The organism is Microbacterium californiense (genome assembly GCF_047246625.1).
In the GTDB taxonomy this organism is placed as follows: domain Bacteria; phylum Actinomycetota; class Actinomycetes; order Actinomycetales; family Microbacteriaceae; genus Microbacterium.
Map to the genome: position 1 here is coordinate 1 of NZ_JBFOKQ010000001.1, position 13667 is coordinate 13667.

The following is a 13667-nucleotide window of genomic DNA, read 5'->3' on the forward strand; positions in this document are numbered from 1 at the left end:
GGCGGCGCCCGTCGCCGTGCCCTCCGCCGCCCCGGCCGCGGAGCCGTCGGTCGTGCCCCGCGCGGTCGCCGCCCAGGTCGCACCGGTCGTCGTCAGCATCGCTCAGCGCCCGGCGGGGACCCACCAGCTGACGCTGACGGTGAACCCCGACAGCCTCGGCCCGGTCACGGTCCGCGCCCGCATCGGTCACAACGGCGACATCCAGGTGCAGCTCTCGGGAGCGACGGATGCCGGGCGCGAGGCGCTGCGCACGATCGTCGCCGAGCTGCGACGCGACCTCGCCGCCGTCACCCCGCACGCGACCCTCACGCTCGGCTCCGGGTCGGGCGCGGAGGCCGGCGCCTCCGACCGCGGTACGCAGCCGGGCGCCGGTGGGGGAGCCGGCGAACGCACTCCCCAGGGTGGGAACGCGTCCTCCCGGCACACCGACCACCGTCCACCGTCCGAGCGTGCCGGGGGCGTCGAGTCGCCCGTCAGCCGGCCCCTGACCCCCGCCGCCGGCGCGGGCCTCGACATCTTCGCCTGAGAGGACGACACATGACCGTCGACGCCACGAGCGCGCCCAGCTCGCTCTACACCGGGACCACCATCGATCCCGCCTCGCGCAAGCAGACCCTGGACGGCGAGGTGTTCCTCAAACTGCTCGTGACCCAGCTGACGCATCAGGACCCGTCGAGTCCGATGGACACGAACGAGATGATCTCGCAGACCACGCAGCTGGCCATGATGGAGCAGCTCACCACCCTGGCCGACAACGGGACCGAGGCGTTCGCGCTGAGCATGCGTCAGGCGGCCACCGCCCTCATCGGGCAGGAGGCCAGCTACAAGGACGCCGACGGCAAGACCGTGACCGGGGTCGTGTCGAAGGTCTCCTTCGACGGACCCGTCCCGCAGGTGACCATCGGCGACAAGAGCGTCGCACTCGACGTCATCACCGGCATCACCTCCCGAACCACCCCTGCAGCGGCCGGCGCCGCAGCAGTCTGACCTCCAGCCATACAGGAAGAGAGAACCACATGCTCCGCTCGCTCTACTCCGGGATCTCCGGGCTCCGCTCCCACCAGACCATGCTCGACGTGACCGGCAACAACATCGCCAACGTCAACACCGCCGGGTACAAGGGCTCCTCCGTGCTGTTCCAGGACTCGCTCTCGCAGCTCATCGGCAACCCGGGCATCCCCGACGACCAGGTCGGCGGCCGCAATCCCGCCCAGGTGGGTCTCGGCGTGCAGGTGGCCGGTGTGCGCACCAACTTCGCGCAGGGCTCCGCGCAGGCGACCGGCCGCGGGGGAGACCTGATGATCTCGGGCGACGGGTTCTTCGCCGTGCGCTCCGGCGGTGAGACGCTCTACACGCGGGCCGGCGGCTTCTCGTTCGACCCGACGGGCAAGATGGTCACGGCGGACGGCTCGGTCGTGCAGGGCTGGTCCGCCCAGAACGGCGTCGTCAACACCGGGCAGGCCGTGGGCAACATCGTCCTGCCGCTGGACACCGTCGCCCCCGCGCGCGCGACCACCGCCGCGACCGTGACGGGCAACCTCCCCTCGACGGCCGCCGCCGGCGACACGATCGTGCGCGACGTGACCGTCTACGACGCCCAGGGCACGCCCTCCACGCTGAGCCTGACGTTCACCAGGACGGCGACGGGCTGGGACGTCACCGAGCCGACGAGCGGCGCGACCGGATCGCTGGCGTTCACCAACGGCACGCAGACCGGTGCCGGCCTGACCCTCGACACGGGCGACCTGCAAGTAGACCTCACGGCCGTCACCGGCTACGCGAGCATGTCGACCGTCGCGGTCACCGAGCAGAACGGCGCGGCCGCCGGAACGCTGAAGTCGTACAGCATCACCGGCGACGGATCGATCGTCGGCACCTTCAGCAACGGCGCCACGCTGACCCTCGGCAAGATCGCCATGGCCACGTTCGCCAACCCCGAGGGCCTCGAGAAGGCGGGCGGCTCGGCCTACCGGGTGTCGGTCAACTCCGGCGCGGCGCAGATGGGCGAGCCCGGCCAGGCCGGGTTCGGCACCCTGGTCTCGGGAGCCCTCGAGATGAGCAACGTCGACCTGTCCCAGGAGTTCACCAACCTCATCGTCGCGCAGCGCGGGTTCCAGGCCAACGCCCGCATCATCACCACGAGCGACGAGGTGCTGCAGGAGCTCACCCAGCTGAAGCGCTGATCCCGTCCGCACGGACCAGCAGCCCTGGCTCCGTCGCCGCCCGTCCGGGTTACCCCGGGCGGGCGGCGTCGCGATAGTCGGGGCAGACTCGCCCCTCCATCCGACGTCCGGAGACTCCGATGATCACCGTCACCCGCCTCGACCACACACGGTTCGCGGTCAACCCTGATCTGATCGAGCGCGTCCACGCCTCTCCGGACACCACCCTCCACATGGTCGACGGGCACGTCTACGTCGTGCAGGAGAGCCTGGACGCCGTCGTCGACCTCATCGTCGCCTACCGTGCGCGCGTGCTCGGCGCCGCCCAGGCCCTGACGCGCACGACGGGGGAGTGACGGTGGATCCCGCATTCCTCATCGGCGTCGTCCTCGCCTTCGGCGCCCTCGTCGCGATGATCACGATGGAGGGCGCCAGCATCGAGGCGCTGCTGATCCCGGCGCCGATGATCCTCGTGCTCGGGTCGACGATCGGCGTCGGCATCGCCAGCCACACGCTTCGCGACACCGTGGTGGCGGTGAAGAGCCTGGGCCGGATGGTCCGCGGTCCGCGCATGACTCCGGAGGCGGTGATCCCCTTCCTGGTCGGCTATGCGGAGAAGGCGCGGAGCGACGGGCTGCTCTCCCTGGAGCAGGAGCTCGACAGCGCCCCCGACCCGTTCACGCGGCAGGCCCTCCAGGCCCTGGCAGACGGCACCGATGCCGAGGATCTGCGCCTCATGCTCGACGACGAGGTCACCGCGACCACCGCGCGAAACCGCGTCGCCGCCAAGTTCTTCTCCTCGCTGGGCGGTTACGCCCCCACCATCGGCATCGTGGGCACGGTCGTGTCGCTGACGCACGTGCTCGAGAAGCTCGACGAGCCCGACCACCTCGGACCCATGATCGCCGCGGCCTTCGTCGCCACCCTGTGGGGGCTCCTGTCGGCCAACTTCATCTGGAACCCCATCGCGGGGCGGCTGAACCGGATCGGCGCGGTGGAGCTCGAGCGCATGATGCTCGTCACCGAGGGAACCCTCGCCATCCAGGCCGGGAGCGCGCCGCATCGGCTGCAGGAGCGGCTCGAGGCCCTCTCGAGCGTCAAGCCGTCCGCCAAGAGGACGCAGAAGGCGGAGCAGTCCATCGAGGACATGCTGTGAGCACGGCGCGTCGCGCCGGCGGTCGCGGCCACGAGGACGAGTCCCACGACGAACCCGACGAGCGCTGGGCGGTCTCGTACGCCGACATGGTGACGGTGCTCATGTGCCTGTTCATCGTGCTGTTCGCCGTGTCGAACGTCGACAAGACGAAGTTCGAGCTCCTGGCGAACAGTCTCGCCACCGGCTTCGGCCAGGAGGAGACCATCGAGGGCGGCGCGGACATCTCCGAGGGACTCGTGATCCCGCCCGAACTGGTGGACGAGGAGAGCCCGGAGGATCTGACCGCCCGCGCGGTGGCGGAGTACGAGTCGCTCGAGGAGCTGCGCGAGCGGATCGACGGCGCCCTCACGGCGCAGGGCCTCCAGGGCACCGTCGACTACGTCATCGACGACCGCGGGCTGAAGGTCGGCCTGGTCGGCGCCGAGACCTTCTTCGGCGACAACAGCACGGACCTCTCCGGCAAGGCCGATGCCGTGCTGGACACCATCGGCGACATCCTCGCCACGGTCGGTAACCAGGTGAGCGTGGAGGGCCATGCGGACCACCGCGTCTCCGCGGCGCCGTTCCCCACCAACTGGGAGCTCTCCGGCGGCCGCGCCACCCAGGTCGCGCGGTTCCTGGTCGAGCACGAGGGCGTGGCCGGAGCGCGGGTGAAGGCGACGGCGTTCTCGGACACCCGGCCGCTCGTGCAGGGCGACAGCGTGGAGGCGCTCGCGAGCAACCGCCGCGTCGACATCGTGGTGGAGTCCGCCGAGGAAGAACAGGTGCGAGCGCTGATCCCCGCCCTCGCCGAAGCCGCCCAGACGAAGGAAGCCCCGTGACCACGATCCTCGAGGAGGCCGCGATGACCGGCGTTCCCGCGACGGGCGAGTCCACCGCCCGGTACCCCGCCTACGACTTCAGCCGTCCGGCTCAGCTCGGCCGCGAGAGCACCCGGCAGCTGGAGGCGGCATTCGAGTCGTTCGCCCGTCTCTGGTCGTCGCAGCTGACGGCGAAGATCCGGGTGCGCACGCACCTCGCCCTGGAGGGCGTCGAACTCGTCTCCTACCAGGAGTACGCCGACACCCTGCCCAGCACCACCGCGATGGTGGCAGGCTCATTCGCCGGCCGCGAGGAGCCCTGCGTCGTGCAGTTCGGTCTCGACAGCGCCCTGCTGTGGGTGGTGCAGATGATGGGCGGCCGCAGCACGTCGATGCCCGAGGCGCGCACGTTCACTCCCATCGAGCTCGCCCTCGTCCGCAACCTGATGGAGGGCACCCTGGACCACCTCTCGGCGAGCCTGGGCGGGCTGCTGCCGGGAGCGCCCACCTTCAGCGCGGTGCACTACAACCCGCAGTACATGCAGGTGATCTCCGGAGCGGCCGCCGTGATCGTCGCCCGGTACGCGATGCGCCTGGGCGACGCCGAGACGACCGCGACGGTGATGCTCCCGGCATCCGCCGTCGTCGATCGGCTCGCCGCCACCGGCTCGGACGCGGGCGCCGGACACACCGCGGCGCAGACCGTGGCACAGGTGCGGAGCACGCCGCTGGAGATCACGCTCCGTCTGGCGCCCCTGACCATCGGCGCGGGCGAGGTGCTCGACCTCGCCCCCGGAGACCTCCTCCGGCTGCCCCACCCCGAGACCCGGCCGTTCGAGCTGGTGGCCGGCCGGACGACCCTCGCCCAGGCGACGCCCGGCAGCCGCGGCTCCCGGCTCACCTGTCTGATCACGACCACCCCCGAGGAGACCCCCTGATGAGCACCTTCCACGAGACCGCCGTCGCCGCGGCGATTGCCGGCAAGCTGCCGTTCGGCTACCCCGTCATCCCGGCGCCCTCCACCGATCCGGGCGCCGCCGGCGACGCGGTCGCCGTCACCTTCACGGGCACCCCGGGCGCCCGCATCGCACTCCAGATCGCCGACCCGTCGCAGCTCGAGGACGGATCCCCGACGGCGAGCCTCGTCGACCGCCTGCACCCCGTCTTCGAGTCGGCGGCGGCGATCCTCGGTCCGGGTTCCCTCGCCGACGGCGAGGTCGTCCCGGCGCCGGAGGTCTTCACCCAGCCCGGTACGCAGGTCTTCGATCTCGTCGACGCCGACGGCTCGGTGGTGGCCCGCGCGGCCGTGCGCATCGACGGAGGTGCCGCGGTGACGGCATCCACCGGATCCCAGCGGCTGAGCCGCATCGCGGGCGTCGAGATGGAACTCGTCGTGGAGATCGGTCGGACCCGGATGCCGGTGCGCGACGTCCTCACCCTCGAGCCCGGGCGCGTGGTCGAACTCGACCGGGCCGCCGGTTCCCCGGCCGACATCAAGCTGAACGGCCGGCTGATCGGGCACGGGACCGTCGTCGTCGCGGACGGCGACTTCGCGATCCGCGTGGAGCGCATCCTCGACGGCGCCGAGAGCGTGTGACCATGCCCGACCTGCTCATCGCCCTGCGCGCCGTCGTGGCCCTGGCGGCCGTCCTCGGGCTCCTGCTGTTCCTCAGCCGGCGTCTGCAGAAGAGCCAGGCGAAGGGGGCCAGCCCGCTGGCCGGTCTGATGCCGAAGAAGCTCGCCTCGCTGTCGTCCCTGCGTCCCTCGCGGCAGGCCGCGGGCCCCCGCAGCCGTGCCGAGAAGATCACCGTGGTCGCCCGGTCCGGTCTCGGCGGCAAGGCCCAGCTGGTCGTCGCGGAGTTCGGCGGCATCCGCTACGTGCTCGGCGTGACCGAGCAGGGGGTCAGCGTCGTCGACACCCAGGAGGCCCCGCCGGCCGAGGAGGAACCGCTGCGTGCGGCGGACACCCCGCTCGCGGCCGCGTCGGACGACGACGACCGCAGCCTCAAGCCCGTCGCCTGACAGCGCGGGCGCCGGCCCGGGGTTACCGCGTCGGAGCTCTGTCGCGATAGTTCTCCTCGAGCACGGATCGCTCACCCTCTGGCTACGGATCGGCCACGTCACCCACCTCCGGAGTGCCGCCGTGCCCGATACCGCCCCGCGCTGCGCGACGATGGCGCGCGCATCCCGTCTGCCCCGCCGGGCCGGGGTGCTGCTCGCCGTCGCCCTGGGGGTCGTGGCCCTCATTGTGCTGCTGGACGCGGCGGGGGCGCACGCCGACGCGACGATCGTGTCCGCCCAGACGGGCGACGGCGAAGGCGTGACCATCAACGGCATCAACGGGACGCCGTCCGACAGCATCGTGACCCTCCTGGGGATCACGGTCCTCAGCGTCGCGCCCGCCCTGCTGCTCATGATGTCGAGCTTCACCAAGATCTTCGTGGTGCTGGCGCTGACGCGGAACGCGCTGTCGCTGCCCTCGATCCCGCCGAACCAGGTGCTCGCGGGGCTGAGCCTGTTCCTGACGCTGTTCATCATGTGGCCCGTGCTCACCGACATCAACACCGTCGCGGTGAGCCCGTTCACCGCCGGTGCGGTCGATTTCGGGCGCGCGTTCGAGCTCGCCCAGGAGCCGCTGCGCCAGTGGATGCTCGCCTACACGCGTGAGGAGGACATCGCCCTGATGTACCGCGCCGCGCAGATGGACAATCCGACCGACCCGGCGAGCATCCCCCTGCAGACCCTGGTGCCCGCGTTCATGTTGAGCGAGCTGCGCGCCGCCTTCCTCATCGGGTTCATCATCTTCGTGCCGTTCCTCGTGATCGACCTGGTCGTCGCGAGCGCGCTGATGTCGATGGGCATGATGATGCTGCCGCCGGTGATGATCTCGCTGCCGTTCAAGATCCTGCTGTTCCTGCTGATCGACGGGTGGGGGATGGTGCTCACGGCTCTCGTGCAGTCCTACGGCGGAGGCGGCGGATGAATCCCGAAGCGGTGATCGACATCGGTCAGGCGGCGCTCATCGTCGGGGCGAAGCTGTGCGCTCCGCTCCTGGTCACGGCCCTGGTGGTCGGCTTCGCCATCTCGCTGCTGCAGTCGATCACGCAGGTGCAGGAGATGACGATCTCGTTCGTGCCGAAGCTCGTCGCGGTCGGCATCGCCCTCCTCGTGAGCGGCCACTGGATGATCGCCGAGCTCATCGCGTTCACGAACGAGATGTTCGCGCGCATCCCCGGGCTGTTGAACGGCGGCGGATGAACATCCCCATCGATTTCACCTGGCTCGAGGCGACCGCCCTCGCGTGCGTGCGCATCACGGCGTTCCTCGTGCTCGCACCGCCGTTCAGCCACGGCACGGTGCCCATGCGCATCCGGGCGATGCTGGGGGTGGGGCTGGCCCTCGCGGTCTCCCCGGTCGTGACCGAGGGATACGAGCGCCTCGACACGGCGGGGTTCCTGCTCGCGTTGGCGGGTCAGGCGCTGACCGGCGTGCTGCTCGGCTTCCTGGTGATGGTGCTGTTCAGCGCCATCCAGGGCGCCGGGCACCTGGTCGACACCTTCGGCGGGTTCCAGCTCGCCCAGGCGTTCGACCCCGGCATGGCCATCAACGGCGCCCAGTTCACGCGACTGTTCCAGATGACCGCGATCGTGCTCCTGTTCGCCTCCGACGGCTACCAGCTCGTGCTGGGCGGGCTGTTCCGCTCCTTCGACGCCGTACCGGTCACCGGCGTGATCGACCTCAGCCGACCGGCGGAGGCGCTCGTGGGGGCGGCCGGTCAGATGATGCTCAGCGCCGTGCAAATCGCGGGCCCGCTTCTCATCGTCCTCTTCCTCGCCGACGTCGGGCTGGGCCTGATCACCCGCGTCGCGCCGGCCCTGAACGCCTTCGCGATGGGCTTCCCGATCAAGATCGGCCTCACGCTGCTGCTCGTCGCGTTCGTCTACGCGGCGCTACCCGGCGTGGTCGCGGCGATCGCCGAGGACGCCGCACGGCTGCTGCTGGGGGTGGGCGGATGAGCGAGACCGACAGGGGAGAACGCACCGAGAAGGCCACCGACCGGCGTCTCAAGGAGGCGCGGCGCAAGGGACAGATCGGCCGCAGTCAGGACTTCACGGCGTGGGTCTGCATCGCGGCGGCCGCCGTGATGACCGTGCCCGCCATCGCCGCGAGCACCCCGGTGCTGACGGACCTCTTCCTGAACGTGGTCCACGTCGCGGGGGATCCCACCGGGGGCGCGGCGGTGGACGTGCTCGGATCCGCCCTCGCCTCGATGGGCGGCATCCTGCTCCCGCTGCTCGCGGTGGTGCTGCTGGCGACCTGTGCGACCGCGGTCGCCCAGGGCGGGATCCACCTGCGCGGCGTGACGATGCGGACCGAGCAGTTCAACGTCGTCGCCGGGCTCCAGCGCGTCTTCGGACGCCAGGCGCTGTGGGAGGGCGCGAAGGCGCTCCTGAAGACGGTCGCGATCGGTCTGGCGCTGTGGATCGTCGTCGCCGGGCTCGTGCCCGTCCTCATGGCGAGCGGCAGCCACAACATCACGTGGCTGCTGGAGCAGGCCGCCGGGGGAGCGGTGGCCCTGCTCCAGGTCGCGGTCGTCGTCGGCATCCTGCTCGCGGCGATCGACGTGGCCGTGGTGCTGCGCCGCAACCGCAAGCACACGCACATGACGAAGCAAGAGGCGAAGGACGAGCACAAGAAGACCGAGGGCGACCCGCTCGTGCGCTCGCAACGCCGGTCCCGGCAGATCGCCCTCAGCCGGAACCGCATGATCGCCGCCGTGGGCGACAGCGACGTCGTGCTCGTGAACCCCACGCACGTCGCGGTCGCCCTGCGCTACGAGCCCGGCAAGTCCGCGCCGCGCGTGGTGGCGAAGGGCGCGGGCGTCGTCGCCCAGAAGATCCGCGAGAAGGCGGAGGCCGCCGGCGTGCCCATGGTCCGCGACATTCCGCTCGCGCGGGCGCTGCATGCCGCGTGCGACATCGGACGGGAGATCCCCGAAGAGCTCTACACCGCGGTCGCGCAGGTGCTCGCCTTCATCGAGCACCTCAAGCGTCGCGGCTCGGCACGGGGGACCCACACCATGCCGTTCGCGCACACCACGAAACAGGAGAGGTGAGACCATGTTCGGTCAGCTGCTGTCCAAGGGAGCGGTGCCCGTCGGCGTCGTCGGGATCATCCTGCTGCTCATCGTCCCGATCCCCACGCTGCTCCTCGACGTGCTGATCGTGCTGAACATCTCGTTCGCCCTGCTCATCCTGCTCACCGCGATGTTCGTGAAGAAGCCCCTCGACTTCTCCGTCTTCCCCAGCCTCCTCCTGGTCGCGACCCTCTTCCGGCTCGGGCTCAACGTCGCGTCCACCCGCCTGGTGCTGAGCGAGGCGCACGCGGGCCAGGTGATCCAGGCGTTCGGTCAGATCACGATCAGCGGCTCCCTGGTGATCGGCGCCGTCATCTTCCTCATCCTCACGGTGATCCAGTTCGTCGTCGTCACCAAGGGCGCCGAGCGTGTGGCCGAGGTGGGCGCGCGGTTCACGCTCGACGCCATGCCGGGCAAGCAGATGGCGATCGACGCCGACCTCAACGCCGGGCTCATCACCGACACGGAGGCGCGCAAGCGCCGTGCGGAGGTCGCCGCCGAGGCGGACTTCTACGGCGCGATGGACGGCGCCTCGAAGTTCGTCAAGGGTGATGCCATCGCGGGCATCGTCATCGTCATCATCAACTTCGTCGGCGGCATCCTCATCGGAGTGGTCCAGCACGGCATGGAGATGGGCGACGCGCTCGAGACGTACAGCATCCTGACCATCGGAGACGGACTGGTCACCCAGATCCCGGCGCTGCTCATGGCCGTGTCGACCGGCATGATCGTCACCCGCGAGAACGCCGAGGCCGAGATGGGCCAGGCGGCCGGTCGCCAGCTCATGCAGTCGCGCAACGCGCTCGTCATCACCGGTCTGGCCGCCCTCGCGATGGGCTTCATCCCGGGGATGCCGCTGCTGGTGTTCGCGGCCATCGGCGCGGTGCTCCTGTTCGCGGCCTCCCGGGTCAAGGCGAACGAGGAACGCGACGCCGCCCGCGAGGCGGATGCGCAGCTGCAGGAGGCCGCGGAAGCCGGGGCCGAGGGGCCGGACGAGCTGATGGAGAAGATGCGGGTGCACGCCCTGGAGATCTCCCTGTCGCCCGACATCGTCGACCTGGCGTCCGGGGGAGCGGGCGATCTGCTCACGCGGGTCAAGTCGCTGCGGCGCAAGCTCGCGATGGACATCGGCATCCTCATGCCCCCGGTGCGCACCCGCGACAACATCGAGCTGCCTGCCCAGACGTACGCCATCCTCATCGCGGGCGTCGAGGTGGGGCGGGGTGCGGTCCCGCGTGGGCACGTGCTCGCGATCGGGACGGGGCTGGAGCAGCTCCCGGGCACCTCGGTGGTCGATCCGGTCTTCGGACTGGAGGGCAAGTGGGTCCCCGTGGAGATGTCCCACGCCGCCGACCTGGCGGGGGCCACCGTGATCGACCGCGCGAGCGTGATCATCACGCACCTGTCGGACGTGGTGCAGAGCCAGGCCGACCGGCTGCTCTCCCTCGAGGACGTGCGCCTGATGACCGAGCACCTGAAGCAGTCGAGCCCCGCGACCGTCGAGGAGCTCACGCCGGCGGTGCTCTCCCTCGCCGGCATCCAGCGCGTGCTCGCCGGGCTGCTGGCGGAGCGGGTTCCCATCAACGACCTCGCCCGGATCTTCGAGGCGCTGGCCCTGCGCGGCAAGACGTCGACCGACACGGCGGGCCTGATCGATGCGGCGCGTGCGGCTCTGGGGCCGGCGATCGCGGCACGGTTCGCGCAGGACGGCCGCATCCGCGTGGTGATGCTGGACCCGCTGCTGGAGCAGCAGATGCTGGAGGGCATGCGCGTGGTCGACGGAACCCCGCAGATCGTGCTGACGCCGGAGGCGACGATGCAGGTGCTCGAGAACGTCCGCCAGACGGTCGCGGGGCTCGAGCAGGTCGGGCCCGAGCCGGTGCTGGTCTGCGCGCCCTCCTTGCGGCAGGCCGTCCGCCGGATGATCGCCCCGCAGGTCAGCGGGCTGCCCGTGCTGTCGTACGACGAGGCGGCCGCCGGCGGCCTCGCGACCGATGTCGTCGGCGTGGTGCGCGTGACGCACTCCGCCCTCCCGAGCGCCGCGGGCTGAGAGCAGGAATCCGCTCGTTTACGAGGGCAATGCAGTACCTTTGTGAGCAGGAGGGCGCGCGAGCGCTCCAGCCAGGGAAGGCGGACCGGATGCTGGTACTGACGAGGCGCGCGAACGAGAGCATCGTGATCGGCGACGACATCACCGTCACGGTCCTCGCCGTGACGCCCGGCGGCGTGCGCATCGGCATCGACGCCCCTCGCGACAAGCGCATCAACCGCGCCGAGATCGTCCTCGCCGTCGGCGACGCCAACCAGGAGGCCGCTCAGACGTCCTCCGACGACGAGGCGGCCACCGCCCTGCTCGGCGCGCTCGGGCGTCTCAGCACCGGTTCCTGAGACTGTCAATGGGGAGTTCTCCCCATGCAGCCCGAGTTACTGCTCCGCACGTTGTCGCGATAGTCGTGGGTGTGACGGACGAATCCGTCATCGAAACTCCGACTGGCGAGGTGACGTACCGTGTCCGCTCACGATCTGAGCATGCAACTGCTGCGAGAGCGCGAACTGCTCGAGCTGCTGCTCTTCAAGCTCGACGAGCAGCAGATGCTGCTGGCGACCGGACGCAACCGGTGGATCCGCCACTCGGTCAACGAGATCGAGCGCGTCCTCTCCGCCATGCCCACCGTCGCCCTCACCCGGGACACGCTCGTGGTCGCGGTGGCCGACGAGTGGGGAGTCCCCGAGGCGACCACCCTCGGCGAGCTGATCGACGCGGCGCCGTCCGAGGCCTGGCGCGAGGTCCTCACCGGCCACCTGGCCACCATGCGTGCGCTCGCGTCCGAGATCGACGAGATGAAGCAGGTCAACGAGCAGCGCCTGCGCACGGCCATCCGCGTCACGCAGGAGACCATCGCCGGACTCGGCACGCCGACCGGCGGATACACCCCCGACGGAGACGTCGTCCGCGACGCCGACGCCCGACTCCTCGACACCCGGGTCTGAGGTCGCCATGTCATCCTTCGCAGGCCTCCGTCTCGCCGAATCCGCCCTCACCGCCGCCCGGGCGGGGATGACGGTCACCGGCCAGAACATCGCCAATCAGACAGCGCCGGGGTACACGCGTCAGCGCGTCGAGCAGGCGCCCGCCTCCGCCCCCGGTCTCACCGGCCTGTGGAAGTCCGGGCTCGGCATCGGCGCCGGCGTGGACGTGACCGGCGTCGCGCGTCTGGGCGACAACGTGCTCGACGCCCGGGTGCGGGACGCGCTGTCCCAGTCCGGGTTCTGGGTCTCGCGCGCCACCGCCGCGAATCAGGCGGAGGCGGTCATGGCCGAGCCGACGAAGGACGGGCTCGCCGCCAACCTCAACCGCTTCTGGGCCGGATGGTCCGACCTCGCCAACACGCCCGATCCGGCCGCGGCGCAGGTCGTGCTCACGAACGCGGAGGTGCTCATCGGTCAGATCGCCGCCGGCTACGAGTCGATCGCGGGGCAGTGGACGGATCTGCGCGGTCAGGTCGACCGGCAGCTCGCCGATGCGAACGCCGTCGCGGGACAGGTCGCCGCGCTCAACGGGCAGATCCGCGAGGCGCTGCAGTCGGGCCGCACCGCGAACGAGCTCATCGATCAGCGCAACCTGCTCGCGCAGCAGCTGTCGACGACGGTCGGCGCCCAGGGCGTCGTCGAAGCCGATGGGACGCTCACGGTGCGGGTCGACGGGAACGCGCTGGTCTCCGGCGACGCGAGCCGCGCCCTCGTGGCGACCGGACCGCGGGAGATCGCCGATGCCGGTCGCATCACCGTGACCTGGGCGGATCGTCCCGACGTGCCGGTGGCCGTGGGCGGCGGCACGGTCGGGGGCACCATCAGCGCTCTGGCGCCCGCCGCGGACGGCGGCTCGCTCGCCGGAGTGGCGGCCGCGTACAACCAGACCGCCACCGCGCTGGCGACGGCGGTGAACGACCTGCATCGCACGGGCGTGACGCCGTCCGGCACCCCGGGCGGGGACTTCTTCTCCCTCGACGCGACCGTCCCGGCGGCCCTCGGTCTGAAGGTCGTGCCGGTGAACCTGGATCAGATGGCGCTCGCGGCGCCCGGAGCCGGCGCGAAGGACACCACGATCGCCGACCGCATCAGCACGCTGGGCACTGCGGCGACGGGGCCGAGCAAGACCTGGGCGAGCTTCGTGACGGGGTTCGCCGTCGCGGTCGCCGGCGACCGGCAGCGCGCCGACATCGCCGACATGGGAGCCGTGGCCGCGGTGACGGCCCAGCAGTCGAACGCCTCCGTCGACGGTGACGAGGAGACGGTCAACCTGCTCACCTACCAGACGGCGTACCAGGCGGCGGCCCGCGTGCTGACCGCCATGGACGAGGCTCTGGACCTGTTGATCAACCGCACCGGCCTCGTCGGCCGCTGACCCCGGG

The 13667-nt window shown here is 70.9% G+C and carries 17 protein-coding genes; all 17 read left to right on the forward strand.

All coding sequences use genetic code 11. The annotated features are described in order from the left end of the window. On the forward strand, window positions 1-526 hold a 526-nt coding region (locus AB3M82_RS00005), incomplete at its 5' end, for a flagellar hook-length control protein FliK (protein WP_412954518.1). A gap of 11 nt (window positions 527-537) precedes the next feature. After that, window positions 538-987 carry a flagellar hook assembly protein FlgD gene (locus AB3M82_RS00010; RefSeq protein WP_412954521.1) on the forward strand — a complete coding sequence of 150 codons (450 nt, stop codon included), beginning with the start codon at window positions 538-540 and terminating at the stop codon, window positions 985-987. A 29-nt stretch (window positions 988-1016) separates the two neighbouring features. Next, window positions 1017-2183 carry a flagellar hook protein FlgE gene (locus AB3M82_RS00015; RefSeq protein WP_412954524.1) on the forward strand — a complete coding sequence of 389 codons (1167 nt, stop codon included), beginning with the start codon at window positions 1017-1019 and terminating at the stop codon, window positions 2181-2183. 119 nt (window positions 2184-2302) lie between these two features. Then, window positions 2303-2518: a flagellar FlbD family protein gene (locus AB3M82_RS00020; RefSeq protein WP_412954527.1), complete on the forward strand. Its 216-nt coding sequence runs from the start codon at window positions 2303-2305 to the stop codon at window positions 2516-2518. 2 nt (window positions 2519-2520) lie between these two features. Continuing rightward, a complete protein-coding gene (locus AB3M82_RS00025) occupies window positions 2521-3318 on the forward strand; it encodes a motility protein A (RefSeq protein WP_412954529.1) in 798 nt (265 codons plus the stop codon). Next, window positions 3315-4139: an OmpA/MotB family protein gene (locus tag AB3M82_RS00030; RefSeq protein ID WP_412954531.1), complete on the forward strand. Its 825-nt coding sequence runs from the start codon at window positions 3315-3317 to the stop codon at window positions 4137-4139. The genes AB3M82_RS00025 and AB3M82_RS00030 overlap by 4 nt, the downstream gene beginning before the upstream one ends. Then, window positions 4136-5056, forward strand: a complete 921-nt coding sequence (locus AB3M82_RS00035) for a flagellar motor switch protein FliM (protein WP_412954533.1) — start codon at window positions 4136-4138, stop codon at window positions 5054-5056. Before AB3M82_RS00030 ends, AB3M82_RS00035 begins: the two co-directional genes overlap by 4 nt. Then, on the forward strand, window positions 5056-5715 hold the full coding sequence (locus tag AB3M82_RS00040; RefSeq protein ID WP_412954535.1) for a FliM/FliN family flagellar motor switch protein: 660 nt from the start codon (window positions 5056-5058) through the stop codon (window positions 5713-5715). Before AB3M82_RS00035 ends, AB3M82_RS00040 begins: the two co-directional genes overlap by 1 nt. 2 nt (window positions 5716-5717) lie before the next feature. Continuing rightward, window positions 5718-6140 (forward strand): flagellar biosynthetic protein FliO, encoded by a 423-nt coding sequence (locus AB3M82_RS00045; protein WP_412954538.1) that lies wholly within the window; start codon window positions 5718-5720, stop codon window positions 6138-6140. 151 nt (window positions 6141-6291) lie between these two features. Then, a complete protein-coding gene (fliP, locus tag AB3M82_RS00050; protein ID WP_412957971.1) occupies window positions 6292-7101 on the forward strand; it encodes a flagellar type III secretion system pore protein FliP in 810 nt (269 codons plus the stop codon). Next, window positions 7098-7376, forward strand: coding sequence for a flagellar biosynthesis protein FliQ (gene fliQ / locus AB3M82_RS00055; RefSeq protein WP_412954541.1), 279 nt, complete (start codon window positions 7098-7100; stop codon window positions 7374-7376). The genes fliP and fliQ overlap by 4 nt, the downstream gene beginning before the upstream one ends. Beyond that, window positions 7373-8134 carry a flagellar biosynthetic protein FliR gene (locus AB3M82_RS00060; protein ID WP_412954542.1) on the forward strand — a complete coding sequence of 254 codons (762 nt, stop codon included), beginning with the start codon at window positions 7373-7375 and terminating at the stop codon, window positions 8132-8134. Before fliQ ends, AB3M82_RS00060 begins: the two co-directional genes overlap by 4 nt. Continuing rightward, window positions 8131-9234 carry an EscU/YscU/HrcU family type III secretion system export apparatus switch protein gene (locus AB3M82_RS00065; protein ID WP_412954545.1) on the forward strand — a complete coding sequence of 368 codons (1104 nt, stop codon included), beginning with the start codon at window positions 8131-8133 and terminating at the stop codon, window positions 9232-9234. Before AB3M82_RS00060 ends, AB3M82_RS00065 begins: the two co-directional genes overlap by 4 nt. A 4-nt stretch (window positions 9235-9238) precedes the next feature. Then, window positions 9239-11305 (forward strand): flagellar biosynthesis protein FlhA, encoded by a 2067-nt coding sequence (locus AB3M82_RS00070; RefSeq protein WP_412954548.1) that lies wholly within the window; start codon window positions 9239-9241, stop codon window positions 11303-11305. Between the two features lie 89 nt (window positions 11306-11394). After that, window positions 11395-11643: a carbon storage regulator CsrA gene (gene csrA / locus AB3M82_RS00075; RefSeq protein WP_412954550.1), complete on the forward strand. Its 249-nt coding sequence runs from the start codon at window positions 11395-11397 to the stop codon at window positions 11641-11643. A gap of 141 nt (window positions 11644-11784) precedes the next feature. Beyond that, on the forward strand, window positions 11785-12246 hold the full coding sequence (gene flgN / locus AB3M82_RS00080) for a flagellar export chaperone FlgN (protein WP_412954552.1): 462 nt from the start codon (window positions 11785-11787) through the stop codon (window positions 12244-12246). A gap of 7 nt (window positions 12247-12253) precedes the next feature. After that, window positions 12254-13660, forward strand: coding sequence for a flagellar hook-associated protein FlgK (flgK, locus tag AB3M82_RS00085; RefSeq protein ID WP_412954554.1), 1407 nt, complete (start codon window positions 12254-12256; stop codon window positions 13658-13660). Window positions 13661-13667: the final 7 nt, after the last annotated feature.

What these genes read in the sequence shown, in the direction of transcription:
- flgN (WP_412954552.1), top strand. Translation starts at nt 11,785, where the DNA reads ATGCAACTGCTGCGAGAGCGCGAACTGCTCGAGCTGCTGCTCTTCAAG.
- csrA (WP_412954550.1), top strand. Translation starts at nt 11,395, where the DNA reads ATGCTGGTACTGACGAGGCGCGCGAACGAGAGCATCGTGATCGGCGAC.
- AB3M82_RS00010 (WP_412954521.1), top strand. Translation starts at nt 538, where the DNA reads ATGACCGTCGACGCCACGAGCGCGCCCAGCTCGCTCTACACCGGGACC.
- AB3M82_RS00020 (WP_412954527.1), top strand. Translation starts at nt 2,303, where the DNA reads ATGATCACCGTCACCCGCCTCGACCACACACGGTTCGCGGTCAACCCT.
- AB3M82_RS00070 (WP_412954548.1), top strand. Translation starts at nt 9,239, where the DNA reads ATGTTCGGTCAGCTGCTGTCCAAGGGAGCGGTGCCCGTCGGCGTCGTC.
- AB3M82_RS00045 (WP_412954538.1), top strand. Translation starts at nt 5,718, where the DNA reads ATGCCCGACCTGCTCATCGCCCTGCGCGCCGTCGTGGCCCTGGCGGCC.
- fliQ (WP_412954541.1), top strand. Translation starts at nt 7,098, where the DNA reads ATGAATCCCGAAGCGGTGATCGACATCGGTCAGGCGGCGCTCATCGTC.
- AB3M82_RS00040 (WP_412954535.1), top strand. Translation starts at nt 5,056, where the DNA reads ATGAGCACCTTCCACGAGACCGCCGTCGCCGCGGCGATTGCCGGCAAG.
- flgK (WP_412954554.1), top strand. Translation starts at nt 12,254, where the DNA reads ATGTCATCCTTCGCAGGCCTCCGTCTCGCCGAATCCGCCCTCACCGCC.
- AB3M82_RS00060 (WP_412954542.1), top strand. Translation starts at nt 7,373, where the DNA reads ATGAACATCCCCATCGATTTCACCTGGCTCGAGGCGACCGCCCTCGCG.
- AB3M82_RS00015 (WP_412954524.1), top strand. Translation starts at nt 1,017, where the DNA reads ATGCTCCGCTCGCTCTACTCCGGGATCTCCGGGCTCCGCTCCCACCAG.
- AB3M82_RS00065 (WP_412954545.1), top strand. Translation starts at nt 8,131, where the DNA reads ATGAGCGAGACCGACAGGGGAGAACGCACCGAGAAGGCCACCGACCGG.
- fliP (WP_412957971.1), top strand. Translation starts at nt 6,292, where the DNA reads ATGGCGCGCGCATCCCGTCTGCCCCGCCGGGCCGGGGTGCTGCTCGCC.